The 24,536-nt window shown below is 59.9% G+C and carries 24 protein-coding genes; 14 read left to right on the forward strand and 10 right to left on the reverse strand.

The window, feature by feature from the left end:
• Positions 1–179 precede the first annotated feature (179 nt).
• The 5 genes from JMV15_RS17475 to dksA all read right to left on the reverse strand — a co-directional run bounded on the left by JMV15_RS17475 (position 180) and on the right by dksA (position 6,230).
• Positions 180–1,616: a sigma-54-dependent transcriptional regulator gene (locus tag JMV15_RS17475; protein WP_014719942.1), complete on the reverse strand. Its 1,437-nt coding sequence runs from the start codon at positions 1,614–1,616 to the stop codon at positions 180–182.
• Between the two features lie 22 nt (positions 1,617–1,638).
• Entirely contained in the window at positions 1,639–4,593 is a 2,955-nt protein-coding gene (locus JMV15_RS17480) for a sensor histidine kinase (RefSeq protein WP_003194154.1), read from the reverse strand.
• Positions 4,577–4,753 carry a hypothetical protein gene (locus JMV15_RS17485; protein ID WP_003176118.1) on the reverse strand — a complete coding sequence of 59 codons (177 nt, stop codon included), beginning with the start codon at positions 4,751–4,753 and terminating at the stop codon, positions 4,577–4,579. The genes JMV15_RS17480 and JMV15_RS17485 overlap by 17 nt, the downstream gene beginning before the upstream one ends.
• A gap of 62 nt (positions 4,754–4,815) precedes the next feature.
• Positions 4,816–5,703, reverse strand: coding sequence for a tRNA glutamyl-Q(34) synthetase GluQRS (gene gluQRS / locus JMV15_RS17490; protein ID WP_014719941.1), 888 nt, complete (start codon positions 5,701–5,703; stop codon positions 4,816–4,818).
• A gap of 83 nt (positions 5,704–5,786) precedes the next feature.
• Positions 5,787–6,230: an RNA polymerase-binding protein DksA gene (gene dksA / locus JMV15_RS17495; RefSeq protein WP_003194150.1), complete on the reverse strand. Its 444-nt coding sequence runs from the start codon at positions 6,228–6,230 to the stop codon at positions 5,787–5,789.
• A gap of 320 nt (positions 6,231–6,550) precedes the next feature.
• On the opposite strand from dksA, the gene JMV15_RS17500 reads away from it, so the two are divergent.
• Complete coding sequence (locus JMV15_RS17500) at positions 6,551–7,723, forward strand: pyridoxal phosphate-dependent aminotransferase (RefSeq protein WP_014719940.1); 1,173 nt, start codon at positions 6,551–6,553, stop codon at positions 7,721–7,723.
• Positions 7,723–8,436, forward strand: coding sequence for a DNA/RNA nuclease SfsA (gene sfsA, locus JMV15_RS17505; RefSeq protein ID WP_014719939.1), 714 nt, complete (start codon positions 7,723–7,725; stop codon positions 8,434–8,436). Before JMV15_RS17500 ends, sfsA begins: the two co-directional genes overlap by 1 nt.
• Here sfsA and JMV15_RS17510 read toward each other — a convergent pair.
• Entirely contained in the window at positions 8,433–8,750 is a 318-nt protein-coding gene (locus JMV15_RS17510; RefSeq protein ID WP_014719938.1) for a Rieske (2Fe-2S) protein, read from the reverse strand. The two genes, sfsA and JMV15_RS17510, sit on opposite strands and share 4 nt — an antisense overlap.
• Before the next feature lie 156 nt (positions 8,751–8,906).
• Here JMV15_RS17510 and JMV15_RS17515 point away from each other — a divergent pair, with 156 nt between their 5' ends.
• The 3 genes from JMV15_RS17515 to JMV15_RS17525 are packed head-to-tail and all read left to right on the forward strand — an operon-like array spanning position 8,907 to position 11,586.
• The gene (locus JMV15_RS17515; protein WP_014719937.1) at positions 8,907–9,785 is read left to right on the forward strand and encodes a heme/hemin ABC transporter substrate-binding protein; all 879 of its coding nucleotides are present in this window, start codon (positions 8,907–8,909) and stop codon (positions 9,783–9,785) included.
• Positions 9,782–10,819 (forward strand): FecCD family ABC transporter permease, encoded by a 1,038-nt coding sequence (locus JMV15_RS17520; RefSeq protein WP_014719936.1) that lies wholly within the window; start codon positions 9,782–9,784, stop codon positions 10,817–10,819. Before JMV15_RS17515 ends, JMV15_RS17520 begins: the two co-directional genes overlap by 4 nt.
• Positions 10,819–11,586 carry a heme ABC transporter ATP-binding protein gene (locus JMV15_RS17525; RefSeq protein ID WP_014719935.1) on the forward strand — a complete coding sequence of 256 codons (768 nt, stop codon included), beginning with the start codon at positions 10,819–10,821 and terminating at the stop codon, positions 11,584–11,586. Before JMV15_RS17520 ends, JMV15_RS17525 begins: the two co-directional genes overlap by 1 nt.
• A 243-nt stretch (positions 11,587–11,829) precedes the next feature.
• Here the strand turns inward: JMV15_RS17525 and JMV15_RS17530 are convergent, their stop codons facing one another.
• The 3 genes from JMV15_RS17530 to JMV15_RS17540 all read right to left on the reverse strand — a co-directional run bounded on the left by JMV15_RS17530 (position 11,830) and on the right by JMV15_RS17540 (position 14,300).
• Positions 11,830–12,102: a TfoX/Sxy family protein gene (locus tag JMV15_RS17530; RefSeq protein WP_003194139.1), complete on the reverse strand. Its 273-nt coding sequence runs from the start codon at positions 12,100–12,102 to the stop codon at positions 11,830–11,832.
• A gap of 204 nt (positions 12,103–12,306) precedes the next feature.
• Positions 12,307–12,651, reverse strand: coding sequence for a pentapeptide repeat-containing protein (locus tag JMV15_RS17535; protein ID WP_014719933.1), 345 nt, complete (start codon positions 12,649–12,651; stop codon positions 12,307–12,309).
• A 92-nt stretch (positions 12,652–12,743) separates the two neighbouring features.
• Positions 12,744–14,300, reverse strand: coding sequence for a bifunctional aminoglycoside phosphotransferase/ATP-binding protein (locus JMV15_RS17540; RefSeq protein ID WP_014719932.1), 1,557 nt, complete (start codon positions 14,298–14,300; stop codon positions 12,744–12,746).
• 118 nt (positions 14,301–14,418) lie between these two features.
• On the opposite strand from JMV15_RS17540, the gene mrcB reads away from it, so the two are divergent.
• The 9 genes from mrcB (at position 14,419) to msrQ (ending at position 24,237) form a co-directional block, all read left to right on the forward strand.
• A complete protein-coding gene (gene mrcB / locus JMV15_RS17545; protein WP_014719931.1) occupies positions 14,419–16,743 on the forward strand; it encodes a penicillin-binding protein 1B in 2,325 nt (774 codons plus the stop codon).
• 16 nt (positions 16,744–16,759) lie between these two features.
• Positions 16,760–17,494, forward strand: a complete 735-nt coding sequence (locus JMV15_RS17550) for a tetratricopeptide repeat protein (RefSeq protein ID WP_014719930.1) — start codon at positions 16,760–16,762, stop codon at positions 17,492–17,494.
• Positions 17,494–17,823, forward strand: a complete 330-nt coding sequence (locus tag JMV15_RS17555; RefSeq protein ID WP_014719929.1) for a YqcC family protein — start codon at positions 17,494–17,496, stop codon at positions 17,821–17,823. Before JMV15_RS17550 ends, JMV15_RS17555 begins: the two co-directional genes overlap by 1 nt.
• Positions 17,824–18,255: 432 nt before the next feature.
• Positions 18,256–19,980, forward strand: a complete 1,725-nt coding sequence (locus tag JMV15_RS17560) for an acetolactate synthase 3 large subunit (RefSeq protein WP_014719928.1) — start codon at positions 18,256–18,258, stop codon at positions 19,978–19,980.
• 2 nt (positions 19,981–19,982) lie between these two features.
• Positions 19,983–20,474 (forward strand): acetolactate synthase small subunit, encoded by a 492-nt coding sequence (gene ilvN, locus JMV15_RS17565; protein WP_003176102.1) that lies wholly within the window; start codon positions 19,983–19,985, stop codon positions 20,472–20,474.
• Between the two features lie 47 nt (positions 20,475–20,521).
• Positions 20,522–21,538 (forward strand): ketol-acid reductoisomerase, encoded by a 1,017-nt coding sequence (gene ilvC, locus JMV15_RS17570; RefSeq protein ID WP_003194132.1) that lies wholly within the window; start codon positions 20,522–20,524, stop codon positions 21,536–21,538.
• A 144-nt stretch (positions 21,539–21,682) separates the two neighbouring features.
• Positions 21,683–22,540, forward strand: coding sequence for a CDP-diacylglycerol--serine O-phosphatidyltransferase (gene pssA, locus JMV15_RS17575; protein ID WP_014719927.1), 858 nt, complete (start codon positions 21,683–21,685; stop codon positions 22,538–22,540).
• A 63-nt stretch (positions 22,541–22,603) separates the two neighbouring features.
• The gene (gene msrP, locus JMV15_RS17580) at positions 22,604–23,617 is read left to right on the forward strand and encodes a protein-methionine-sulfoxide reductase catalytic subunit MsrP (protein ID WP_014719926.1); all 1,014 of its coding nucleotides are present in this window, start codon (positions 22,604–22,606) and stop codon (positions 23,615–23,617) included.
• Positions 23,617–24,237 carry a protein-methionine-sulfoxide reductase heme-binding subunit MsrQ gene (msrQ, locus tag JMV15_RS17585; protein ID WP_014719925.1) on the forward strand — a complete coding sequence of 207 codons (621 nt, stop codon included), beginning with the start codon at positions 23,617–23,619 and terminating at the stop codon, positions 24,235–24,237. The genes msrP and msrQ overlap by 1 nt, the downstream gene beginning before the upstream one ends.
• A 28-nt stretch (positions 24,238–24,265) precedes the next feature.
• Here msrQ and JMV15_RS28395 read toward each other — a convergent pair.
• The coding region (locus JMV15_RS28395; RefSeq protein WP_235991958.1) for a hypothetical protein at positions 24,266–24,536 on the reverse strand (271 nt) is incomplete at its 5' end.

The following is a 24,536-nucleotide window of genomic DNA, read 5'->3' on the forward strand; positions in this document are numbered from 1 at the left end:
CAGGGTGCGTGCCAACTTTTGCGCCGTCCAGCAAAACCGGGGGTTTGGGCTGGTTTCGCCAGATTGAGGGCCAAAAAAAAGCCGGGGCTTCGTTACCGTAAGCCCCGGCTTTTGTTACGTGAAAAGTCAGCGGTAACAGTTTTTTCACATCAACAGGTGTTACCTGTGGGGCTGCGCTCTCAGCTTTCGCTGGCCACCCCGGTCTTGCGCCGTGGAATGCCCAGGCGCTGACGCCGTTCCCACAAACACTTGCGACTTACACCCAGTTTGCGGGCCAGTTCGGTCTCGGTCATATGGTCCTGATGCTCGAGCACGAAGTGCTGGAAGTAGTCTTCCAGTGACAAATCTTCCGTCGGCTCATGGCTGGTATTGCTACCGCCGCCCTGCTGCGGGGCCAGGCCGATGAAGTCGTCGTCATCCAGGTCGCTGAGCTCAATGTCGATGCCCAGCAACTCGGCGGAGATCTCCGGGCTCTCCGACAGAATCACGGCGCGCTCGACGGCGTTCTCCAGCTCACGCACGTTCCCAGGCCACGAGTAGTGACGGATCGCCTGCTCGGCGTCCGCGGCAAACTTCAGGTCGGTGCGGTCAATGCGTGCGCCTTGACGCAACAGGAACGCGTTGGCGATTTCGTTGACGTCGGCGCCGCGCTCGCGTAGGGCCGGCAATTTGAGCGCGATGACATGCAGGCGGTAATACAAGTCCTCACGGAACTGGCCGATCTTGGCCAGGCTCTTCAGGTCTCGGTGTGTCGCCGCGATCAATCGAACATCGACCTTCTGCGATTGCACCGAACCCACGCGACGAATTTCGCCTTCCTGCAGCACGCGCAGCAAACGCGCTTGGGCTTCCAGGGGCAGCTCGCCAATTTCATCAAGGAACAAGGTGCCGCCGTCCGCGGCCTCCACCAGGCCCGCACGCCCGGCGCTGGCGCCAGTGAACGCACCTTTCTCGTGGCCGAACAGCTCGGACTCGATCAGGGATTCGGGGATCGCCGCGCAGTTCACCGAGATCATCGGCGCCTTGGCGCGCTTGGACAGGTTGTGCAGGGCGCGGGCCACCAGCTCTTTGCCGGTGCCCGACTCGCCCTGGATCAACACATTGGAGTCAGTCGGCGCCACCTTGCGGATCTTGCTGTACAAGTCCTGCATCGGAGGGCAGGAGCCGATGATGCCGATCTCGCCATTGCTGTTGTTGGCACCTGGTTTTTCGGCGCCGCTGGTCTTGCCGGTGGGGCGTGGCTCGGCAGGCGCACTGCTGGCCGACACACGGTCACGCAGGATGCGGGCCACGGCCTGGAGCATCTCGTCGTGGTCGAAAGGCTTGGCGATGTAGTCCACCGCGCCCATCTTCATCGAGTCCACCGCCGAGCGCAGGCTGGCGTAGCTGGTCATGATCAGCACCGGGGTGCCCTGGCCCAGCTTGATCAGCTCGGTGCCCGGGGCGCCTGGCAGGCGCAGGTCACTGACAATCAGGTCGAACGTGGGAATGCTGAATCGCTCTTGGGCTTCCTGCACCGAGCCGGCTTCGCTGACCTGGTACTGATTACGTTCAAGCAGGCGACGCAAGGCAGAGCGGATAATGGTTTCGTCTTCGACGATCAAAATGTGCGGCATTGATTCAATTCTCTCGACGGTCTCAGTTCACAGCGGACGTCGCTTCGACATGACGCGGCAAGGTCACCCGGATACGGGTGCCGCGTTGGCTTTGTGTGTCAGCCGGGCTGTCGATGGTGATTTGTCCATAATGCTCTTCAACGATGGAATAGACCAGTGCAAGGCCCAGACCGGTACCTTCACCGGGGTCCTTGGTGGTGAAGAAGGGTTCGAACAATCGGTCCATGATGTTCTGTGGAATGCCGCTGCCTTCGTCTTCCACGATCAGGTCGACCGTGTGCTCGAAAGCCTCGCTCTTGACGCGTACAGCACTGCCGGCCGGAGACGCGTCGCGGGCGTTGGACAGCAGGTTGATCAGCACCTGGGCCAGGCGTTGTGAGTCGCCATCGACCCAATGGTCCGGATCGCACAGGTTAAAGAACTGTACTTCGAAATTGCGCCGGTTCAAGGCCAACAGCCCAATGGCATCCTGCGCGACTTCGGCCAGGCACACCGCTTCGTCCTGATTCTGATGGGCGCCGGAGTGGGCAAAGCTCATCAGCGACTGGACGATGCGTGAAACCCGCTTGGTCTGTTCAAGGATCTGCCCGCTGATTTCGGTGATTTCCCCGTCTTCTTCGCGCTCTTCCCGCAGGTTTTGCGCCAGGCAGGCGATACCGGTGATCGGGTTACCGATTTCATGAGCCACGCCGGCCGCCAGGCGCCCAATGCTGGCCAGGCGTTCGGAGTGCACCAGCTTGTCTTCGAGCATCTGTGTATCGGTCAAGTCTTCTACCAGCAGCACCAGGCCGCTGTTACCCGGCGCCAGAGGTTCGTCGATGGCCGCTTTGTGCAAGTTGAGCCAGCGGGTCTGGCCGTCGAGGGCCAAGTGCTGTTTGTGCAAGTGCTCGTCCGGCAGGTTGATGAAACCCTGCAGCAGCTCTTTCCAGGGATCGCCCAGTGTATTGAGGCGCGAACCCACCACCCGCTGGGCGGCGATGCCGGTGAGTTCTTCCATGGCTTTGTTCCACATCAGGATTTCCTGGTCCTTGGCCAGGGAACACACGCCCATCGGCAGTTCCTGCAGGGTCTGGCGGTGGTAACGGCGCAGGGCGTCGAGTTCGGCGGCCAGGCCTGTGAGGCGCGAGTGGTAGTCCTCCAGCCGGCTTTCGATGAAGTGGATGTCTTCGGTGACGTAGTTTTCGCCACCGGCCTTGTAGGGCAAGAAGGTTTCCACCATGTCCTGGGACACGCTCGGCCCCATCAAACCGGACAGGTTGGCTTCGATACGGTCACGCAGGCGGCGCAGGGCATAGGGGCGGCGCTCGTCAAATGGCAGGTAGAGGTCGCGCAGCGCCTGTTCGACTTCCTTTTGTGCGGCCTTGGCGCCCAGGGGCTTGGCCAGTTGCGTGGCGAACTCTTGGGGCGATGCCGCATGCAGTTCGCGGCGTTGCGGGCGGCGTACGTTGTCTACCGCACAGGCTTCTGCGGCGCTGGTTTCTTCGGCGCTGGCGTTAGTGAACAGCGAGATCAGGGTGAACATCAGTACGTTGGCGGCCAGCGAGGCGATGGCCGCCATGTGCCAGCTGGTGTCGTCCAGCACGTAAATCATGTTCAGCAACGGGATATAGAAGCCCTGCAGATTGCCGACCAGCGGTAGCAGCATGGTCACGGTCCACACCAGGATCCCGGCCAGCAGCCCTGCAATAAAGCCACGGCGATTGGCAGTCGGCCAGTACAGCACCGACAACACGCCCGGCAGAAATTGCAAGGTGGCGACAAACGCGACGATGCCGAGGTTGGCCAGGTCTTGCCCGGCGCCCAGCAGCAGATAAAACGCGTAACCGGCCATGATGATCGCGACGATCAGCGCGCGTCGGGTCCATTTCAACCAACGGTAGATATTGCCCTCGGCCGGCGGCTGGTACAGCGGCAGTACCAAGTGGTTGAGCGCCATGCCCGAGAGTGCCAGGGTGGTGACGATGATCAACCCGCTGGCGGCCGACAACCCCCCGACATACGCCAGTAGCGCCAGGGCCGGGCTGTTGGCAGCAATACCGATGCCCAGGGTGAAATACTCGGGGTTGGTGGTGGCCCCCAGTTTCAGGCCAGCCCACAGGATCAGCGGCACCGCCAGGCTCATCAGCAACAGGAACAGCGGCAAGCCCCAGCTGGCGCTGACCAGCGAGCGCGGGTTGAGGTTCTCGGTGAAGGTCATGTGGTACATGTGCGGCATCACGATCGCCGAGGCGAAGAACACCAGCAGCAGCGTACGCCATGGTCCCTCCTGCAAGGGGGTATGCAAGGCGGCGAGGGCGGTCTGGTTTTGCAGCAGCCACAGCTCCAGCTGTTGCGGCCCGTCGAACACGCCGTAAAGCGCATAAAGGCCGACGCCGCCGATGGCGATCAGCTTGATGACCGACTCAAAGGCAATCGCAAACACCAGGCCCTGGTGTTTCTCGCGGGTGGCGATATGGCGAGAGCCAAAGAAGATGGTGAACAAGGTGATCAGCGCGCAAAACGCCAGGGCAACCCGATGTTGCACGGGCTCTCGGGTCAGAATGCTGATGGAGTCGGCCACCGCCTGGATCTGCAGGGCCAGCAACGGCAGCACGCCGATCAACATGAAGATGGTGGTCAGCGCGCCGGCCCAGGTGCTGCGAAAGCGAAAGGCAAACAGGTCCGCCAGGGAAGACAGCTGGTACGTCCGGGTGATTTTCAGGATCGGGTACAGCAGCACCGGCGCCAGCAGGAACGCGCCGGACACCCCCAGGTAACTGGAGAGAAAGCCGTAGCCGTACTGATAGGCCAGCCCCACCGTGCCGTAGAACGCCCAGGCACTGGCGTACACGCCCAGGGACAAGGTGTAGGTCAACGGATGGCGAATGATCGCCCGCGGAATCATTCCGCGCTCACTGATCCAGGCCACGCCGAATAACGCAGCCAGGTAGGCGGCGCTGATCAGCAGCATCTGGGTGAGACTAAAGCTCATCGGCATCTTTTTGGCTCTGCAGGATGAAGGTCACGACGATCAGGATCAGCCATAGCAGATAAGGGCGATACCAGGCGCCCGTGGCGTCGATCCACCAATCCATGATGGCGGGGGAGAACAGGTAGATCCCGACGACCAGCAGCAGGACCAAACGATAGATGTACATGTTGGCCTCTGATTAAAAATCTGCCGCGATGTTAACGGATGGCTGGCAACCTGCAAGCGCCTTCAACTCAATTGCGCTTCGGCCAGGGTCAGCGTGCGCGGGATGCGGGTGGCGTCCCAGTGTGCAATGCCCCAATCCAGCAGTTCTCGTGGGCTGGCGTACAGCAGTTGCGCGTCGGGCTGTTGGCCAAGGGCGCGCAGTGCTCTGAGCAGCAAAGGCGTGGCCTGGTCGGCTGTCAACGGTGGAGAGCGGTAGGACTTGCCCAGCTTGTTGCCGTCTGGCTGCACGATCAGCGGTACATGCAAGTAACGTGGCTGGCGCAGGCCAAGCAGCTCTTGCAGGTACAGCTGGCGCGGTGTGGAGTCGAGCAGGTCGGCGCCGCGCACGATATCGGTTATCCCTTGCCAGGCGTCGTCGAGCACCACCGCCAGTTGGTAGGCGTAGAGGCCGTCGCGGCGACGGATGATGAAGTCGCCGGCATCGCGGCCCAGATGCTGCCGGAACTCGCCCTGCACACGGTCGGTAAAGTGGTATTCCAGCTCGGGCACGCGCAGGCGGATGGCGGCGTCTTGCTGGTCGTGGCCGGCATTGCGGCACAAGCCTGGGTAAACCCCGTTGTAGGGCTCCAACTGCTTGCGCGAGCAGGTGCAGGCGTAGGCCAGGCCGTGGTTGAACATATCGTTCAGTACTTTGGCGTAGGCATCATGCCGCTCGCTCTGGCGAACCAGTGCGCCATCCCATTCAAAGCCGTAGCTTTCCAGCGCATGCAGAATCGCCGCCTGGGCGCCGGGCTCTTCACGCGGAGGGTCAAGGTCTTCCATGCGCATCAACCAACGGCCCTGGTGGGCGCGCGCATCGAGGTAGGAGGCAAGGGCGGCAACCAGGGAGCCGAAGTGCAAATGGCCGCTGGGTGTGGGGGCGAAACGCCCAATATAGGTAGAGGCTGTCATGGCCCGGATACTACTGCATAACCGATAAACGCCAGAAACAAAAATGGAGCGTTCGCACGCTCCATTCGTTCAACTCGGCAACGTTACTTGCCGACCTGTTTTTCCTTGATTTCAGCCAAGGTCTTGCAGTCTACGCACAGGTCTGCGGTTGGGCGGGCTTCCAGTCGGCGAATACCGATTTCGACGCCGCAGGATTCGCACCAGCCGTATTCTTCGTCTTTGATCAGTTGCAGGGTCTTGTCGATCTTCTTGATCAACTTGCGCTCGCGATCGCGGGCGCGCAGTTCGAGGGCGAACTCTTCTTCCTGGCTGGCACGATCGGCCGGGTCAGGGAAGTTGGCCGCTTCATCCTTCATATGGTCAACCGTACGGTCGACTTCCTGCATCAAGTCCTGTTTCCACTTGTTGAGGATCTTGGTGAAGTGCTCGCGCATGGGCTCGCCCATGTACTCCTCGCCCTTTTTTTCGACATAGGGTTCGAAGCCGCCGAGGCCTTGAGTCTGCTGTTGCTTTGCTTGGGTGGACATGAATAGACCGCCTCTCACTCTTCTAATCCATTGCGCAGGATTGCAACGTCACCGACACCTGCCGGCCCTGCGGCTGCAAGCGGGCGAACTTACCAGATAGATTCAGGGTGCGCTACTCCCGGTTGTCGAGGCCCAGGGCAAAGGGGTTGCAAACCGCAGCAGCCCGCCATGACTGGGTATGTATCGCCTCGAATATTGATTTTAGCTGTTTTACGAGCGTGCGCAGGGTGCACTTGCAGCCCCAATCAGGCAATAGAGCATGTTTTACCGTGAGGGTTCGGTAGAATCCAGATTTTGTCCTCACCGTCTAAGGAAGGCTAATGGCTCAGCCCTACAGTGCGCGTAGTCGCGCCATCGAACCCTTTCATGTCATGGCGTTACTGGCGCGTGCCAATGAGCTGCAGGCCGCCGGTCACGACGTGATCCACCTGGAAATCGGCGAGCCGGATTTCACCACCGCCGAGCCGATCATCCAGGCCGGCCAAGCCGCGTTGGCAAACGGTAAGACGCGCTACACCGCCGCCCGCGGCTTGCCCGAATTGCGCGAAGCCATCAGTGGTTTCTACCAGCAACGCTACGGTTTGAGCATCGACCCGCAACGCATTCTGATCACCCCCGGTGGCTCCGGCGCATTGTTGCTGGCCAGCAGTTTGCTGGTGGATCCGGGTAAACATTGGCTGCTGGCGGACCCAGGCTACCCCTGCAACCGACACTTCCTGCGCCTTGTGGAAGGCGCGGCGCAGTTGGTGCCGGTCGGCCCAGACGTACGCTACCAGTTGACCGCCGATCTGGTGGCCAGGCATTGGGACCAGGACAGTGTCGGCGCACTGGTGGCATCGCCCGCCAACCCCACCGGCACGATCCTCACCCGGGACGAGCTGGCTGGGCTGTCGGGCGCCATCAAGGCGCGCAACGGTCATTTGGTGGTCGACGAGATTTATCACGGCCTCACCTACGGCACCGACGCGGCCAGCGTGCTGGAAGTCGATGATGACGCCTTTGTTCTGAATAGTTTTTCGAAGTATTTCGGCATGACCGGCTGGCGCCTCGGTTGGCTGGTGGCGCCCCCTGAAGCGGTGGGTGAACTGGAGAAATTGGCGCAGAACCTCTACATCAGTGCGCCAAGCATGGCTCAGCATGCCGCGTTAGCCTGTTTCACCCCGCAAACCCTGGAGATTCTGGAGCAGCGCCGTGCCGAATTTGGCCGCCGCCGTGACTTCCTGCTGCCGGCCCTGCGTGAGCTGGGGTTCGGTATCGCCGTGGAGCCCGAAGGTGCTTTTTATCTGTATGCCGATATCAGCGCGTTCGGCGGCGATGCCTTCGCGTTTTGCCGGCATTTCCTCGAAACCGAACATGTGGCCTTTACGCCCGGGTTGGATTTCGGTCGCTACCAGGCGGGGCACCATGTGCGTTTTGCCTACACGCAAAACCTTGATCGGCTGCAAGAAGCGGTGGAGCGGATTGCCCGTGGTTTGCGGAGTTGGCAAGGCTGATGCGTTTTAATCCTCCTCTTGAAGAAGGGCGGCTGATCCGCCGCTACAAGCGCTTTCTCACCGATATCGAAACCGTTACCGGCGAGTTGCTCACCATTCACTGCCCTAACACCGGTTCGATGCTCAACTGCATGGTCGAAGGTGGCCAGGTCTGGTTCAGCCGTTCTACGGATCCCAAGCGCAAGCTGCCGGGCACGTGGGAAATTGCCGAAACGCCCCAGGGCCGGCTGGCGTGCGTCAACACCGCGCGTGCCAATCAATTGGTGGAAGAAGCCCTGCTGGCCGGTGTAATCACTGAACTCAACGGCTTTACCGCGTTGAAGCGTGAGGTGCCTTATGGCCAGGAGAAAAGCCGCATCGACTTTCGCCTGGATTACCCCCAGGGCGCTGCGTTTGTCGAGGTCAAAAGCGTCACCCTGGGCTTTGATGGCAGCTCAGTGGCGGCTTTCCCCGATGCGGTGACGCAGCGCGGTGCCAAGCACTTGCGTGAGCTGGCCCACCTGGCGCGCGACGGTATACGGGCGGTGCAGTTGTATTGCGTGAACCTGTCGGGGATCGACGCGGTGCGCCCGGCTGTGGAAATCGACGCCGGTTATGCGGCGGCGCTACGTGAGGCCAAGGCTGCAGGTGTGGAGGTGCTCGCCTACGGCGTACGGGTCACGCCGCAGGAGATTTACGTCGAGCGTCGGTTGAAGGTGCTGCTGGGCGACTAGAGATCGACCCACAATCCCTGTTCGTCTTCGCGACCGGGCAGGGCAGTGAGGTGTTGGCCTGCGCAGGGCCCGGCGATGCACTCGCCGCTTTCAATCAGGAACAACGCGCCATGGGTGGCGCATTGGATCAGGCTGGCGCTGTCGTCGAGGAAGCGATCAGGTTGCCATTCCAGTGGGATCCCACGATGGGGGCAGCGGTTGAGATAGAAGTACGCAGTGCCGTCCCGACGCACCGCCAACAGCCTGTGGCCATCGATATCAAAACCGCGGCTGCTGTTGGGGGTGAGGTCGCCTGAGGCGCAGAGAAACTTCATTTCAATCCTTAAGTGCCTTGACGTTCAAATGCAAACAATTATCAAATGCCTGCTTCGCCCGTCAGCTGACTGGGTGCTCAATACGATGCCTGGCAGGGGTTATCTGTCACATCAATGAGTGCTTGAGTGGCCCTGCCCTAGGAAGGAAACCCTGTTATGCGCCTGAGTACCAGCGCTATTGCGCTTGTTGCTTCACTGCTGGTCAACCCTGGGGTGCACGCCTCTGAACTGCCGCAACGCTGGGTCAGTGCTGGCGGGGCGCTGTCGGAGTGGGTGACGGCTCTGGGCGGTGAATCGAAGTTGGTGGGAGTGGATACCACCAGTCAGCATCCCGCCTCGCTCAAGGCCTTGCCAAGCATTGGTTATCAGCGACAGTTGTCAGCCGAAGGCATTCTCAGCCTGCGCCCGCAAATCCTTGTGGGCACGGAGGAAATGGGACCACCGCCGGTGCTGGCACAGATTCGCAGTGCCGGGGTGCAGGTGGATATGTTCTCGGCCCAGCCGGATTTGCCCACGCTCAAAGGCAACCTCGAACACTTGGGGAAACTGCTCGGCAGTGAGGCCCAGGCTGATGCCCTGTTTGCCGGGTATGAGCAGGCGCTGGCACAGCAAAAAAATTGGGTGGTCAAGGCCCAGGCCACGCAAAAAGCTCCAGGCGTGCTGTTGCTGCTCGGCCATGCCGGTGGCAAGCCGCTGATCGCGGGCAAGGACACGGCCGCTGATTGGATGTTGCAGCAGGCTGGAGGGCGTAATCTGGCCACGCACACCGGCTATAAACCGTTTTCCGTCGAGTCGCTGGCGGGGTTGAGCCCTGAGGTGCTGGTGTTTGCCGATCGCGCCCTGACCGGTGACGCGGCACGTGCTGCCTTGTTCAAGGAAAATCCGATCCTTGCCTCTACGCCGGCAGCCAAGAACGGCCGCGTCTTTGAGCTGGATCCGACCTTGCTGGTAGGTGGCCTTGGGCCCCGATTGCCGCAAAGCCTGGAGAAACTGTCTGCCGGTTTTTATCCGTCCCAGCCTAAGCCTGCTCCATGACCACTCTGGTTAAGCCAAAAACGCTGTTTATTGGGCTGTCGCTGCTGTGTGTATTGGCGATCTGGCTTTCATTGGCACTGGGGCCGGTCAGCCTGCCGTTAGTGGACACGCTCAGGGCTGCGCTAAAACTGATGGGCGTACCGATAGAGGCCCAGGGGTTGGAGCAGGCCGAGTTGATCCTGGGGCAGATTCGCCTGCCGCGGACCCTGTTGGGGCTGGCGGTCGGCGGTGTGCTGGCATTGTCGGGCGTGGCGATGCAGGGGTTGTTCCGCAACCCGCTGGCCGATCCTGGCTTGGTCGGCGTGTCCAGCGGGGCAGCGCTGGGAGCGGCGGTGGCGATTGTCGGTGGCTCGCTATTTGGCGGGCTGCCGGATGCTTTCGGGCCGTACCTGTTGTCGCTGTGCGCCTTCCTCGGTGGCCTGGGCGTCACGGCACTGGTCTATCGCCTGGGGCGTCGCAATGGCCAGACCAATGTCGCGACGATGTTGCTTGCCGGTATTGCGCTGACGGCCCTGGCCAGTTCGACCGTGGGCCTGTTTACCTATCTGGCAGACGATGCCACCTTGCGCACCCTGACGTTCTGGAACCTGGGCAGCCTCAATGGTGCAAGTTATTCGCGGTTGTGGCCCTTGTTGCTGGTGAGTGCGGGCGTGGCGCTATGGTTGCCGCGCCGGGCCAAGGCGCTGAACGCGCTGTTGCTGGGTGAGTCCGAGGCCAAGCATCTGGGTGTTGATGTCGAGGGGCTCAAGCGCGAGTTGGTGTTCTGCACGGCCTTGGGCGTTGGCGCCGCAGTGGCAGCGGCGGGCATGATTGGTTTTGTCGGGTTGGTGGTACCGCATCTGGTGCGGCTGCTGGCTGGGCCGGATCATCGGGTGTTGTTACCGGCCTCGGTGTTGGCGGGTGCGAGCCTGCTGCTGTTTGCGGACCTGGTGGCGCGCCTGGCGTTAGCGCCGGCGGAACTGCCGATCGGTATTGTCACCGCGTTTATCGGTGCGCCGTTTTTCCTCTATTTATTGTTACGAGGGCGCGCCTGATGTTGCGGGTAGAAGCGTTGCAGATCCGGCGCGGTGGTAAGACCGTGCTCGCCGATATCACCTTGGACCTATTGCCGGGCGAAGTGCTGGGCGTTCTGGGCCCCAATGGCGCCGGCAAAAGTACCTTGCTTGGAGCGCTGTGCGGGGAGTTGCAGCCGGATCAGGGCAAGGTGTGGCTGGATCAGCAGGCGCTCAAGCACATGACAGGTGTGCAGCGTGCCCAGCGCCTGGCGGTGCTGCCACAATCCTCCACCCTGGACTTTGCCTTTCGTGTCGAAGAGGTGGTGGGCATGGGCCGCTTGCCTCATCAGACCGGGCGAGTGCGCGACGACGAAATCATCAACGCCGCGCTGCAGGCTGCTGATGTAGGCCACCTGAGTGGCCGCAGTTACCTAGCCTTGTCGGGCGGCGAGCGGCAGCGTGTGCACCTGGCACGGGTATTGGCGCAGTTATGGCCGGGTGAGGCAGGGCAGACGTTGTTGCTGGATGAGCCCACATCGATGCTCGACCCTCTGCACCAACACACCACCTTGCAAGCTATCCGGCATTTTGCCGACAGAGGCGCTGCGGTGCTGGTCATCCTGCATGACTTGAACCTGGCGGCGCGTTACTGCGACCGGATCCTGTTGCTGGAAAACGGCCGCCCCCACGCGCTGGATACGCCCTCTAACGTCCTGCAACCAGAGCCGCTCAAGGCTGTATTCGGTCTGGATGTATTGGTACAGCCGCATCCGGAGCGTGGGCATCCGTTGATCATTGCGCGCTGAGGCCGGTTAATTCGCGGGCAAAAAAAGACCCGGCAAGAGCCGGGTCAAATAACCGTGATTAGCCTGATGAGGAGATAATCTGAGAGTCCGAACCAATGGTCTTTCAGTTATCGGCTGATCTCGCGACCAGTTGTGATAATCATAACGATTCTCATTTGAGAGTCAACATCTGTTTTTCTGCTTCATCCATTTTTCTCAAACGCTCGTTTGTAATGCCCGTAAACACTGGGTTTGAGTGCCACTCTAGTTCTTCTGATGCACTGAGATCGCTTCAAGCTGACGGTTCAAGGCCTCCTTGCGCTCCGTGGGTATGTCGTTCCAGTGCACATCCATCAATGCCCCTTCAATCGCATACAGCAGAACCTTCGAGGCTCGAAACCCGCGCGTGCGCACGGCTCGGTAGGCATCGACCGCCCCCAGCCGACGCAAGTCGGACGCGCTGTGGATGCCCACCGCATGCAGCCACTGCGCTGACGTCTTGCCAAGGTTTTTCAGGTGTTGCAGCTCATCGTTCATCAAGCCTCCTTGCGTTGGCCGAATGGTGCGGTGGGTGTCGTGACCAGGCAGCCTGAAAATGAGTGTAGCGCTCAGTAGGAAAAGCGTGGTTCTTTGGTCAGGAAGGGCTGAAAAGCTTATAAGAATGGCGCGACGGCGCTTACTCGCAGGCAGGCGCAAAGTGCCCGGCAGGCAGGGGATGTGGCAGGAACTCGGTGTGTGGCGTTACTTGGTGCGGTAGCGCAGGCGAGTACCGAAATTGACCGACATGAGTATTTCGTCAGCCGTGAGTTCGGGCGGGAAATAAGCCCCCGATATCTGCGCATGGGCCAGGCTGGCGCCTTCCAGTGAGCAGCCACGCAAGTCCAGGCCGCGCAGGTCGGCAGAGCGAAAATAGGCGTCGGTGAAGTCAATACCGGTGGCGTTCAGGTCGCGCAGGTCCAGCCCTCGAAAGTCGCCACCGCGCATGTCGATGGGGCCATTTTCAGGGCGCTCCTGGTTGAAGCCGCGGATGTCGTCCTTGTGCAGGAGGGCGTAGAGCGGGGTATCAAGAAGCTTTGGCTGACTCATGATCGCGACTCTGGCTGGCGTTATGGAGCCAGTATAGTGCCACTATCGCTGGGTCGCGCGCCGAAGACGACGACGCGACCAAGAAATATTTCTTACAGGCCCGGCAGGTGTTGACGGATATGCCCGACCAACGCGTCGAGCGTCCCGCTTTCATTGGTCTCCACACGCTTGCTGAGCAGCAGCTCCTCGGTAGTCAGCGGGTCACGACTGGCTTGTTGCTCTTCGATAACGGCCAGGGTGGCGTCAGACGGATCGTTTTTATCCGCCTGGCGTTGTGCCAGCCAACTGGTGATAACGGCTTGCGGGGCGTTGCAGTCGAGGATCAGGAACGGCGCGCCAGTGGCTTCGGCAACCTGGGCGGCGGCGTCACGCTGCGCGCGTTTCAAGAACGTGGCGTCCAGCACCACCGGGTAGCCGGCGCGCAGCACGGTGTCGGCAATCTCGTTCAGGCGTGCGTAGGTGGCAGCGCTGGCGTCCTGATTGTAGATACCGGCCTGCAGGGTGTTCTCTACCTGTTGTTCGCCAAACAGGCGCTTGCGCTCTACGTCCGAACGCAGGCGTACCGCGCCCAGGGCTTCGACCAGGCGCATGGCCACGTGGCTCTTGCCCACGGCTGAAACGCCATGGGTGATTGCCAGGAAGCGCGAAGGGATAGTGCTGTAGCTTTCCGCCAGGTTGGCGTAGTTGCGGTACTGGCGCAGGGTGGTAGCGCGTTGCACCGGGTTGGCTTCGCTGGGCATGCTGAACAGCGCAACCTTGGCGCGTACCAATGCACGGTAGGCTTTATAGAAGTTCAGAAGCTCCAGGCCCTGGTAGTCGCCGGTCAGCTCCAAATACTGGCTTATGAAGCGCCGTGCCAGGCATTTCAGGCCGCGATCTTCCAGGTCCATCGCCAAAAAAGCGGTGTCGGCGTACACGTCGGTAAAGCGGAAAGGCTCGTTGAACTCAATGCAGTCGAAGATCACCACGCGGCCATCGATCAGCGTGGCGTTGCCCAGATGGATATCGCCGTGGCATTCACGGGTATAACCGTCGAGCTTGCGCTGCGCAAGCAGAGGCTTGAGGCGTTCGAAGCTGCTTTCAGCCCAGGCTTGCAGAGCCTCCAGCTGAGTCAGGTCGGCCTTGTCGCTGAGGAATGGGCGGATTTGGTCGAAGTTCTGGCGTACCGGAGCCATCACCTCTTCCGGCGTGCCGGCGGGGTGATCTTGCGGGACTTTGGGGGCGCTGAGGTGGAATTGCGCAATCTGCTTGGCCATCTCATCGATGTGCGCGCTGGTCAGTTCGCCGTTGGCTTGCAGGGTGCTGAGCATCTGGCTTTGCGGGAACTGGCGCATTTTCAGCGCGTACTCGATGGCTGGGCCGTCGCCACCCAGTTGCGGCGCCTCGGCAGTGCCGGTAATCGGCAACACTTCAAGATACAAATCTTCGGTCAGGCGCTGGTTGAGGCGCAGTTCCTCGCGGCAGAAATGCCCGCGGTCGTCCAGATTGGTGAAGTCCAGGAAGCCGAAGTTCATCGGTTTCTTCAGCTTATATGCATAGGGGCCCGTCAGTATCACCCAGGAAATATGGGTCTCGATGACTTGAAACGCGTCAACCGGATGAGGGTACAAGGCCGGGTTTTGCAGGGCAGCGATCAGGGTCTGGCTCACGGGCGATCCTTCAAAGTCGGGGGAAAATCATGGGGGGCATTATGGCTGCTGATGCCAGTCGTGCAAACCGCTGTCCGGCTCATGTTGATCATCAATAAAGTGCGTATAATCCGCCGCCATGACTCGAACCCGATCTCCCCGTTCCCGTAAAAAACCTCCTTCCCGCGGCCCGCGCCCTTGGCTGGGCTGGGTGATCAAGCTTGGCCTGGTGGGCCTTGTGGCGGTCGCCGGCCTTGCGGTGTACCTCGATGCCGTGGTGCAGGAAAAATTCTCCGGCAAGCGCTGGACGATTCCGGCCAAGGTGTATGCACGCCCGCTGGAGCTGTTCTCTGGTCAGAAGCTGAGCAAGGAAGACTTCCTTACCGAGCTCGATGCGCTGGGCTACCGCCGCGAACCCGTGAGCAATGGCCCTGGCGCTGCGGCGGTCAGCGGTAATACCGTCGACCTGAACACCCGTGGCTTCCAGTTCTACGAAGGCCTGGAAAAAGCCCAGCCGGTGCGCGTGCGTTTCTCTGGCGATTATGTGGCTGAGCTGTCCTCGCTCAATGGCTCCAAGCTGCCGGTGGTGCGTCTTGAACCGTTGCTGATCGGCGGTATTTACCCGAAGAACCTTGAAGATCGCATCCTGATCAAGCTCGATCAGGTACCGCCGTATCTGCTGGAAACCCTGGTCGCTGTCGAAGACCGCGATTTCTATAGCCACTGGGGTGTTTCTCCGAAGTCGATTGCCCGCGCTATCTGGGTCAACACTTCCGGCGGCAAGATGACTCAGGGCGGCAGTACGCTGACGCAGCAACTGGTCAAGAACTTCTACCTGACCAACGAGCGCAGCCTGACCCGTAAACTCACCGAAGCCATGATGGCGATGTTGCTGGAGCTGCATTACAGCAAGCAGGAAATCCTCGAGGCTTACCTCAACGAGGTATTCGTCGGGCAGGATGGCCAGCGCGCCGTGCACGGTTTTGGCCTGGCCAGCCAGTTCTTCTTCGGGCAGCCGTTGTCCGAATTGAAATTGCATCAGGTTGCGTTGCTGGTGGGGATGGTCAAGGGGCCGTCCTATTACAACCCGCGCCGCAACCCGGAGCGTGCGCTTGAACGTCGCAACCTGGTGCTCGATGTACTGGAGCAGCAGGGTGTGGCCACCGCTGAACAAGTGGCTGCTGCGAAAAAAATGCCACTGGGTGTGACAACCCGCGGCAAGCTGGCGGATAGCTCGTTCCCGGGCTTTATCGACCTGGTCAAGCGCCAACTGCGCGAAGACTACCGCGACGAAGACTTGACCGAAGAGGGGCTGCGGATCTTCACCAGCTTCGACCCCATCCTGCAGATGAAGGCCGAAGCATCGGTCAACGACACCTTCAAGCGCCTGACTGGCCGTAAAGGCTCGGATGAAGTCGAAGCCGCCATGGTCGTGACCAACCCGGAAACCGGCGAGGTCCAGGCCATGATCGGCAGCCGCCAGGCCAGTTTTGCAGGCTTTAACCGCGCACTGGATGCCGTGCGGCCGATTGGCTCGCTGGTCAAGCCCGCGGTCTATCTCACGGCACTGGAAAAACCCAGCAAGTACACGCTGACCAGTTGGCTGTCCGATGACCCGCTGTCGATCAAAGGTGCGGATGGCCAGGTATGGACGCCCAAGAACTTCGACCGCCGCTCTCATGGCACGGTGTTCCTGTATCAAGGATTGGCGCATTCCTACAACATCTCGACCTCGCGCCTGGGGCTTGAAGTCGGTGTGCCGAATGTGCTGAAGACCCTGGCGCGACTAGGGATCGAACGTGAGTTCCCGGCGTTCCCGTCCATGCTTCTGGGCGCTGCGGCCATGACGCCGATGGAAGTGACCACCATGTACCAGACCCTGGCCAATGGTGGCTTCAATACGCCGATGCGCGGTATTCGCAGTGTGCTGACCGCCGATGGCGAACCGCTCAAGCGCTACCCGTTCCAGATTCAGCAGCGCTTCGACGCCGGCTCCATCTACCTGATCCAGAACGCCATGCAGCGCGTGATGCGCGAGGGTACGGGGCGTTCGGTCTACAGCGTGCTGCCGTCGAACCTGACCCTGGCGGGCAAGACCGGTACCAGTAACGACTCCCGCGACAGCTGGTTCGCAGGTTTCGGCCAGGATGTATTGGCCGTGGTATGGCTGGGGCGCGACGACAATGGCAAGACGCCGTTCACCGGTGCCACCGGCGCGCTGCAGGTATGGACCAGTTTCATGCGCAAGGCTGACCCGTTGCCGCTCAACATGCCGCAGCCGGACAATATCGTGCAGGCCTGGATTGATCCGCACACCGGCCAAGGCTCCGATGCCAACTGTCCGGGCGCGGTGCAGATGCCGTATATTCGCGGCAGCGAACCACCACCCGGCGCCGCGTGCAGTGGCAGTGCCCCTGCTGACGCGGATTCGGTGATGGATTGGGTCAAGGGCTGGATGAATTAAGCAAAGAGGGTTTCAAGTGAACAAGTTGTGGATTCCAGCCATTACGGCTCTGGCTTTGCTCGGCGGTTGCTCCAGCGTGCAGCGCGGCTCTATCCCTGTGGTGGACTCAAGCACGTCCGTCTCCAATAACGACCGCATTTCGGCCAATGGTGGCTTCCGTCAGACCGTAGTCAAACGGCCTGCCCAAGCTGCAACCCAGGCAATTCCCCAGGATTCCGGCGTCGTGGTGATGGTGCCCGGCAGTGGGGCTGCAACCTCGGCGCCTATCAGTGCCGAACCATGGACCCCAGGCCCGAGCACTTCCGGGCCGGTGAACTCCACGCCGATTCAAACCGCGCCGGTCAACCAGGGCACCTACTACATGCCTTCTACGCCGAGCGGTATTCCGTCATCGTCCAATGCGGGCGGGTTGTCGGCTGACGAACAACTCGATGGCCCGGTGCTGGCGTTGCTCACAACCGCACAGCAGCAGCAGGCGGGTGGCGATTTGAATGGCGCCTCGTCGAGCCTTGAACGTGCCCAGCGCGTGGCGCCGCGTGAGCCACAAGTGCTCTATCGTCTGGCCCAGGTGCGCATGGCCCAGGGCGATGCGCCCCAGGCGGAGCAGTTCGCTCGCCGTGGCCTGAGCCTGGCCAATGGGCGCCCAGACCTGCAAGCCAGCCTGTGGGCCTTGATCGGGGATGCGCGTGCAGCCCAAGGCGATGCAGCGGGTGCTGCGCAGGCACGGCAAAAAGCCAAGGTCAGCCTCTGATGGATGCGCGTTTTCCCGCGATTGCCGAGCAGTTATTGCTGATCGAGCGCGAACTGCGCGTTCAGGGCTGGTGGGATGAAGTCTCCCCCAGTGCTGAAGCGCTCAGCAGTGTCGAGCCCTTTTCCGTCGATACCCTGGACTTCCACCAGTGGCTGCAGTGGATCTTCCTTGCGCGTATGAAGCAGATCCTGGAACAGGACCTGCCCTTGCCGAATGCGTCGGGGATCCTGGAAATGGCCGAGATGGTCTACGCCGACCGGCCGCGGGAGAGCCTCGGCTTGCGTAACGCGCTGAAAAAGTTCGATCAATTGATCGTCGACGCTCGTTAATTGCCTGACTGCCGGTTTTTCCGGCAGTCTTGCGCACATTTCTACCGCTTGACGACATTCAGGCGAGTTTTATCCCTCCTCAAAGCCCTTTCTTCTACGTTCTCATGCGCTTAGTTGGAAAAAAGCGCAATTATTGCTTGACTTGAAGGGCGTGAAACAGAAGAATCCAAAGTCCGCTGTATCGGGACTGCCAGAAGCAGGCCCGCTCAGCAGATCATGAGGCGCACATCCGCGCCGACCTGTAACACCCGCAACGCGTTACCTCGCGCTGGGTGGGAAAAGCCCGCAACACTTGGGACGATCCCAATACTTGCTCAGTCAGTGCTGACGTAGTCGGCGACCACCGTCGCTCATGCTCTGTTGAGAAGTAAACCTATTAAGACCCGTCGGTTTTTTAACGGACGGTATTCTGGCGTTTTAGAGGTGAACAACGTGGAGCTTTTATCTGGCGGTGAGATGCTCGTCCGCTTTTTGCGTGACGAAGGCGTCGACTATATCTACGGGTACCCAGGTGGTGCTCTGCTGCATGTCTACGACGCACTGTTCAAGGAACCGGCTGTTACCCACATCCTGGTTCGCCACGAACAGGCCGCGACCCATATGGCTGACGGTTACGCCCGTGCCACCGGTAAAGCCGGCGTGGTACTGGTAACGTCCGGCCCAGGCGCAACCAATGCCATTACCGGCATCGCGACTGCGTATATGGACTCCATCCCGATGGTGATCATCTCTGGCCAGGTGCCTAGCACCATGGTCGGTACCGACGCTTTCCAGGAAACCGACATGATCGGTATTTCCCGCCCGATCGTGAAACACAGCTTCATGATCAAGCACGCGTCGGAAATCCCGGAAGTCATGAAAAAGGCGTTCTACCTCGCCCAGTCCGGTCGCCCGGGCCCTGTGGTGGTTGATATCCCGAAAGACATGACCAACCCGGCCGAAAAATTCGAATATGTTTTTCCCAAGAAAGCCAAGCTGCGTTCCTACAGCCCGGCCGTCCGCGGGCACTCGGGGCAAATCCGCAAGGCGGCAGAAATGCTCCTGGCGGCCAAGCGCCCCGTGTTGTACTCCGGCGGTGGCGTGATTCTGGGCGGCGGTTCCGCTCCGTTGACCGAACTGGCCAAGTTGCTCAACCTGCCGGTGACCAACACCCTGATGGGCCTCGGCGCATTCCCGGGTTCGGACCGTCAGTTCGTCGGCATGCTCGGTATGCACGGCAGCTACACCGCCAACCTCACCATGCACCACGCCGATGTGATCCTGGCCGTGGGCGCGCGGTTCGATGACCGAGTGATCAACGGCGCGAGCAAATTCTGCCCGAATGCCAAGATCATCCACATCGACATCGACCCTGCGTCCATCTCCAAGACCATCAAGGCCGATGTGCCAATCGTGGGTCCTGTAGAGAGCGTATTGACCGAAATGGTCGCTGCGCTCAAGGACATCGGCGAAACGCCGAACAAGGAATCCGTTGCCAGCTGGTGGAAGCAGATCGACGAATGGCGCGGTGATCGCGGTCTGTTTCCTTATGACAAGGGTGACGGCAGCATCATCAAGCCACAAACCGTGATCGAAACCCTGTGCGAAGTGACCAAGGGCGACGCCTTTGTGACCTCCGACGTGGGCCAGCACCAGATGTTCGCGGCGCAGTACTACAAGTTCGACAAGCCTAACCGCTGGATCAACTCCGGTGGCCTGGGCACGATGGGCTTTGGTTTCCCTGCGGCCATGGGTGTGAAACTGAGCTTCCCGGATGCCGACGTTGCCTGCGTCACCGGCGAAGGCAGCATCCAGATGAACATCCAGGAACTGTCGACGTGCCTGCAATACGGTCTTCCGGTGAAGATCGTCTGCTTGAACAACGGCGTGCTCGGCATGGTTCGTCAATGGCAGGACATGAGCTACGGTAGCCGTCACTCCCATTCCTACATGGAATCGTTGCCGGACTTCATCAAGTTGGTTGAAGCCTATGGCCACGTCGGCATTCGCATCACTGATTTGAAAGATCTGAAGCCGAAGATGGAAGAAGCGTTTGCCATGAAGGACCGTCTGGTGTTCATCGATATTCAGGTCGATACCAGCGAGCACGTCTATCCGATGCAAATCAAAGACGGCTCTATGCGCGACATGTGGCTGAACAAGACGGAGCGTACTTAATCATGCGGCATATTATCTCCCTGCTTCTGGAGAACGAACCCGGCGCCTTGTCCCGTGTTGTCGGCCTGTTTTCGCAACGCAACTACAACATTGAAAGCCTGACCGTGGCCCCGACCGAAGACCCGACCCTGTCGCGCCTGACGTTGACTACTGTGGGCCACGATGAGGTGATCGAGCAGATCACCAAGAACCTCAACAAGCTGATCGAAGTGGTCAAGCTGGTCGACCTGTCGGAAAGCGCCCACATCGAGCGCGAACTGATGCTGGTCAAGGTCAAGGCCACGGGTGCCCAACGTGCCGAGATCAAGCGCACTACCGATATTTATCGCGGGCAGATCGTCGATGTGAGCGCCAGCGTTTATACCGTTCAACTGACCGGTACAAGCGACAAGCTGGACAGCTTCATCCAGTCGATCGGGACGGCCTCGATTCTGGAAACCGTACGCAGTGGTGTCACCGGGATTGCCCGTGGCGACAAAGTACTCAGCATCTAACCCAAATTAGCGAATGGCCTCACGGCCTGGATATATAGAGGAACCTCATGAAAGTTTATTACGATAAAGATTGTGACCTGTCGATCATCCAGGGCAAGAAAGTCGCCATCATCGGCTACGGTTCCCAGGGCCACGCCCAAGCGTGCAACCTGAAAGACTCCGGCGTTGACGTCACCGTTGGCCTGCGCAAAGGTTCGGCCACCGTAGCCAAGGCTGAAGCCCATGGCCTGAAAGTGACCGACGTTGCTTCTGCTGTGGCGGCTGCCGACCTGGTCATGATTCTGACCCCGGACGAGTTCCAGTCCTCGCTGTACAAGAACGAAATCGAGCCGAACATCAAGAAGGGCGCTACCCTGGCCTTCTCCCACGGCTTCGCGATTCACTACAACCAGGTTGTGCCGCGTGCTGACCTCGACGTGATCATGATCGCGCCGAAAGCACCGGGCCACACCGTGCGTTCCGAGTTCGTCAAAGGCGGCGGTATCCCCGACCTGATCGCGATCTACCAGGATGCGTCGGGCAACGCCAAGAACGTTGCACTGTCCTACGCTGCTGGCGTGGGTGGCGGTCGTACCGGCATCATCGAAACCACGTTCAAGGACGAGACCGAAACCGACCTGTTCGGCGAACAAGCCGTTCTGTGCGGCGGTACCGTTGAGCTGGTAAAAGCCGGTTTCGAAACCCTGGTTGAAGCTGGCTACGCGCCGGAAATGGCCTACTTCGAATGCCTGCACGAACTGAAGCTGATCGTTGACCTCATGTACGAAGGCGGCATCGCCAACATGAACTACTCGATCTCCAACAACGCCGAATACGGCGAGTACGTGACGGGCCCTGAAGTGATCAACGCCGAGTCCCGCCAGGCCATGCGCAACGCCCTGAAACGTATTCAGGACGGCGAATACGCCAAAATGTTCATCAGCGAAGGCGCTACCGGCTACCCTTCGATGACCGCCAAGCGTCGTAACAACGCCGCTCACGGTATCGAAGTCATCGGCGAGCAACTGCGCTCCATGATGCCGTGGATCGGTGCCAACAAGATCGTCGACAAAGCCAAGAACTAAGTCGTACGCATCAAGGGAAAACGCGGCTTAGGCCGCGTTTTTTCGTTTGAGGGGTTGGTTCTGGTATAAAGCTGCATCGTTTGCAGGCGAACACTCGCTGCAAGTATCTGTCGAATTTTTTCACACCGTTGCAAGGTAAAGTCCATGAGCGAACGTCCCGAAGAGCCAAACCAGGCTTCCGACGCCGAAAGCATGCTGCCGATCGATGAACATGTCGAAGAAGGGCATGACGCCGAAGGCCGCAAGGTCCGGCATCGTGGCATCTATCTGCTGCCCAACCTGTTCACCACGGCGAACCTGTTCGCCGGCTTCTACTCCATCATCAACTCCATGAGTGCCCAGAGCGCGCTGGCGGCGGGTGATGCGGCGAGTGCCAGCAAATACTTTGGCTTTGCTGCTATCGCAATTTTCGTGGCCATGGTGCTCGACGGCCTGGATGGTCGCGTGGCGCGCATGACCAATACTCAAAGCGCTTTTGGCGCCGAGTACGACTCGCTGTCGGACATGGTCGCCTTCGGTGTTGCCCCCGCATTGCTGGCATTTGCCTGGGCATTGGGTGACATGGGCAAGGTTGGCTGGATGGTTGCCTTCATCTATGTCGCGGGTGCCGCTTTGCGCCTGGCGCGCTTCAACACCCAGGTGGGGACTGCCGACAAGCGCTACTTCATCGGCCTTGCCAGCCCGGCAGCGGCGGGTGTTGTCGCGGGGATTGTCTGGGCGTTCAGTGATTACGGGATTCAGGGATCGAAGATGTCGTTCCTGGTTGCCCTGATGGTGGCAGCGGCCGGCATGCTGATGGTCAGCAACATCAAGTACAACAGCTTCAAGGAATTTGACCTCAAAGGGCGCGTGCCTTTCGTGGCCATCCTTGTGGTGGTGCTGGTGTTCGCGGTCGTGTTCAGTGATCCACCGCGTATCCTGCTGCTGGCGTTCCTGGCCTACGCCGCTTCGGGGCCGATTCAGTACTTGTTGCGTCTGCGTCGGGACAAAACATTGTCTTAATGTAATTTCCCCCATACTCCGCAGTCTATTGGTGCATCAGTTCTCCAACGCTGCGGAGTTACCATGTTAATCAAATTACCCAAAGCGTCCGATTGTCACGAATCGGACGTCACGCCTGAATCCTTCTATCTCTCTCGCCGCAGCCTGCTCGGTGGTGCGCTTGCTGGTATTGCCGCCAGCAGCTTGCCGCGTTGGGCCAGTGCGAGCGATGCTTCGCGGTATGCCGACGTCGAGCCGGGCAGCGCGCCCAACTGGTTTACGGAAAAACTTCCGAACACGAAGTGGCAATCGGTGACGGTCAAAGATGAGGCCATCACGCCATTCAAGGATGCAACTCACTACAACAACTTCTATGAGTTCGGGACAGGCAAGGGCGACCCGGCAACGAATGCGGGCTCGCTCAAGACGCAGCCCTGGAGTGTGGTGATTGATGGTGAAGTCGCAAAACCTGGGCGCTATGCCCTGGAGGACTTCATGAAACCCTATGCGCTGGAAGAGCGCATCTACCGTCTGCGTTGCGTCGAGGCATGGTCCATGGTGATTCCGTGGATAGGCTTTCCCATCTCGGCGTTGCTCAAGCAGGTCGAGCCAACCTCCAAAGCCAAGTACATCCGTTTTGAAACCCTCCAGGATCCCAAGAGCATGCCTGGGCAACGCTCAAGTTTCGGCTTGATCGACTGGCCTTATGTGGAAGGGCTGCGCCTGGATGAGGCGATGAATCCTTTGGCGATCCTCGCTGTGGGCATGTATGGGCGGGAGTTGCCTAACCAGAACGGCGCGCCGTTGCGCTTGGTGGTGCCGTGGAAGTATGGCTTCAAGAGTGTGAAGTCCATCGTACGTATCAGTCTGGTCAGTGAGCAGCCGAAAACGACCTGGCAAAGTATTGCTGCCGATGAGTATGGGTTTTATGCGAATGTGAATCCTACGGTCGATCATCCGCGCTGGACCCAGGCGCGGGAGCGCCGCCTGCCGAGCGGCCTGTTCAGCCCGAATGTGCGCCAGACGCAGATGTTCAATGGCTATTCGGATGAGGTCGCTTCTTTATATACAGGCCTCGATCTGCGGAAGAACTACTGATGCGCTACCCCATCTGGCGCATCGGCGTGTTTGTAGCCGCAGCAGTGTGGCCATTGCTCTGGCTGTATGAAGCGTGGAGCTCTGCGCTGGGGCCTGATCCAGGCAAGGTGCTCGTTGATCGCCTGGGTTTGGGGACGCTCATTTTATTGCTGATCACGCTTGTTATGACGCCGCTGCAGAAATTGAGCGGTTGGGCGGGGTGGATAGCGGTGCGGCGACAGTTGGGGCTGTGGTGCTTTGCTTATGTTGTGCTGCACCTGGCGGCCTATTGTGTGTTTGTCCTGGGGCTGGATTGGTCGCAGCTCGGTGTAGAGTTGAGCAAGCGGCCCTACATCATTGTGGGGGCGCTGGGGTTTGTTGCTCTCCTTATCTTGGCCGTCACGTCGAACCGCTATAGCCAGCGTCGGTTGGGGAGTCGATGGAAGAAACTGCATCGTCTGGTCTATGTGATTCTTGGGCTCGGTTTGCTGCACATGCTATGGATAGTGCGGGCGGACCTGAAGGAGTGGGCCATCTACGCGTCTATAGGTGCGCTACTTCTGTTGATGCGGGTGCCGCCGGTAATGCGTCGAATCCCTCGCCTTATTGCTAAAAAAGCGCCTTCTGCCACAAAAGCGTAATTAAGCCTTGACGGCAGATTCTGGAAGCCTATAATTCGCCCCACTTCCGGCGCAGTCGAAACGGAAAACTCCTTGGTAGACAATGAGTTACGCAGTTCTCGACAGCAAGTTGCTTCAGTTCATCGAAGCCAAAAGGAAGTTGAAAAAGAGGTGTTGACAGCAGCGTGTAACGCTGTAGAATTCGCCTCCCGCTTACGAGAGATCGCAAGCGCAAGTGGTTGAAGTTGTTGAAGAAATCTTCGAAAACTTCTGGAAATAACCACTTGACAGCAAATGAGGCTGCTGTAGAATGCGCGCCT

It is taken from the genome of Pseudomonas paracarnis (genome assembly GCF_904063055.1).
GTDB classification, from domain to species: domain Bacteria; phylum Pseudomonadota; class Gammaproteobacteria; order Pseudomonadales; family Pseudomonadaceae; genus Aquipseudomonas; species Aquipseudomonas paracarnis.

Bases quoted from the DNA above. Each gene is read 5' to 3' on its own strand.
- JMV15_RS17500 (WP_014719940.1), top strand. From the start codon at position 6,551: ATGGCTCAGCCCTACAGTGCGCGTAGTCGCGCCATCGAACCCTTTCAT.
- gluQRS (WP_014719941.1), bottom strand. From the start codon at position 5,703: ATGACAGCCTCTACCTATATTGGGCGTTTCGCCCCCACACCCAGCGGC.
- JMV15_RS17475 (WP_014719942.1), bottom strand. From the start codon at position 1,616: ATGCCGCACATTTTGATCGTCGAAGACGAAACCATTATCCGCTCTGCC.
- JMV15_RS17480 (WP_003194154.1), bottom strand. From the start codon at position 4,593: ATGCCGATGAGCTTTAGTCTCACCCAGATGCTGCTGATCAGCGCCGCC.
- JMV15_RS17510 (WP_014719938.1), bottom strand. From the start codon at position 8,750: ATGAAGTTTCTCTGCGCCTCAGGCGACCTCACCCCCAACAGCAGCCGC.
- JMV15_RS17530 (WP_003194139.1), bottom strand. From the start codon at position 12,102: ATGAACGATGAGCTGCAACACCTGAAAAACCTTGGCAAGACGTCAGCG.
- JMV15_RS17555 (WP_014719929.1), top strand. From the start codon at position 17,494: ATGGATGCGCGTTTTCCCGCGATTGCCGAGCAGTTATTGCTGATCGAG.
- msrQ (WP_014719925.1), top strand. From the start codon at position 23,617: ATGCGCTACCCCATCTGGCGCATCGGCGTGTTTGTAGCCGCAGCAGTG.
- JMV15_RS17525 (WP_014719935.1), top strand. From the start codon at position 10,819: ATGTTGCGGGTAGAAGCGTTGCAGATCCGGCGCGGTGGTAAGACCGTG.
- msrP (WP_014719926.1), top strand. From the start codon at position 22,604: ATGTTAATCAAATTACCCAAAGCGTCCGATTGTCACGAATCGGACGTC.
- JMV15_RS17520 (WP_014719936.1), top strand. From the start codon at position 9,782: ATGACCACTCTGGTTAAGCCAAAAACGCTGTTTATTGGGCTGTCGCTG.
- mrcB (WP_014719931.1), top strand. From the start codon at position 14,419: ATGACTCGAACCCGATCTCCCCGTTCCCGTAAAAAACCTCCTTCCCGC.
- JMV15_RS17515 (WP_014719937.1), top strand. From the start codon at position 8,907: ATGCGCCTGAGTACCAGCGCTATTGCGCTTGTTGCTTCACTGCTGGTC.
- pssA (WP_014719927.1), top strand. From the start codon at position 21,683: ATGAGCGAACGTCCCGAAGAGCCAAACCAGGCTTCCGACGCCGAAAGC.
- ilvN (WP_003176102.1), top strand. From the start codon at position 19,983: ATGCGGCATATTATCTCCCTGCTTCTGGAGAACGAACCCGGCGCCTTG.
- JMV15_RS17535 (WP_014719933.1), bottom strand. From the start codon at position 12,651: ATGAGTCAGCCAAAGCTTCTTGATACCCCGCTCTACGCCCTCCTGCAC.
- JMV15_RS17485 (WP_003176118.1), bottom strand. From the start codon at position 4,753: ATGTACATCTATCGTTTGGTCCTGCTGCTGGTCGTCGGGATCTACCTG.
- dksA (WP_003194150.1), bottom strand. From the start codon at position 6,230: ATGTCCACCCAAGCAAAGCAACAGCAGACTCAAGGCCTCGGCGGCTTC.
- ilvC (WP_003194132.1), top strand. From the start codon at position 20,522: ATGAAAGTTTATTACGATAAAGATTGTGACCTGTCGATCATCCAGGGC.
- sfsA (WP_014719939.1), top strand. From the start codon at position 7,723: ATGCGTTTTAATCCTCCTCTTGAAGAAGGGCGGCTGATCCGCCGCTAC.